Annotated in this window: 1 protein-coding gene; it reads right to left on the reverse strand. The window is 62.5% G+C overall.

Features of this window, described 5'->3' with window-relative positions; translation table 11 throughout:
- Positions 1-8: 8 nt before the first annotated feature.
- Positions 9-1,096, reverse strand: a 1,088-nt coding sequence (locus AC1DYC_RS31090) for an ISAs1 family transposase (protein ID WP_477411474.1), incomplete at its 5' end; no start/stop codon positions are given.

Raw genomic sequence — 1,096 nt, forward strand, 5'->3', positions numbered from 1 at the left:
GGGCAGGGCTATCGCATATGGCTTAGAGCGTTGATGAGATAGTCGTCATTCCAAGCGCATTTCTTGATGCGATGGCTGATGGGGACTTTGTCTGCATCGGCGAGTTGGAGGATGTTCCTGGCGAGACGGTTTAGGAGCGCGGTGTTGGCAGGGGCGTTGTCTTTGCGGGCGCGGCTGAGGTCCTCATCCAGATGAACATCGAGCATCCAATGCAGGCCGTTCTCGATCTGCCAATGGGCTCTGGCGAGGTCAATCGCCTGTTGCGGCGACAGCAGCGTTGAAGCCATGAACAGGCGCGTCAGCGGCTTGGCCTGGTCGCGCTGGCTGGTGATGCGGATGAAGGCTTTGTGCCCGGCCATCAGTGGCTCGGACGCCGCCACGACCTCCGCCTGGCGCCATTCACTGCGACCATGGCTGGTTTGGGTCTGCTGCGCGATGGCAGGGGTAGTCTCGGCCAGATGACGATTGGCGCGGGCAAGCCAGTGTCGGCGGTTTCCCTTGAGTGCGAGCAGATAGTCGCCACCGCCTTCGATAATGGCCTCAGCCATGCGCGTGTGACAGTGGAGCGCATCGGCCGTGACCAATCGACCAGCAAGATCAATGAGTTCGACAACCTTGAGGGCAACCTCGACCTCATTCTCGTCATCGCCGGGCGAGGCAGCTGCCAGACACAGCCGCGTCTGGGTGGCGAAGGCCGACACCGTCAACGGCGGGCTGGCCGCAAGGCCCTTCTCATAGGCCCGCCGCAGCGCCTTGCCGTCCAACGAGATCACGCCCTGGCGGGCCTCACCTTGGCATGCTTGGGCAAAGCCTGCGGCAAAGGCAGCGAACGCACGCCCGAAGGCCTCCGGATCAAGCAGCCGCAACAGCCGCGAGAAGGTGTCATGGCTGGGTGCCTCTTCATAGTCGATCAAACGCGACAACGCCTGCTTGCGCTCTTGCGCGAACAGCGAAAACTCCGTCGCGTTGGTTGCGCCACACAGGCTTGCGGCGATCATCATCACGATCAGATCGCCTAGCCGGTGCGTGGCGTTGGCCGCACGCGGATCTGGCACCGCGCCGAAATAGCTCTCAAGGCTGGAAATGGCAGTCGCTC

Source organism: Mesorhizobium sp. P2_E7, from assembly GCF_056403855.1.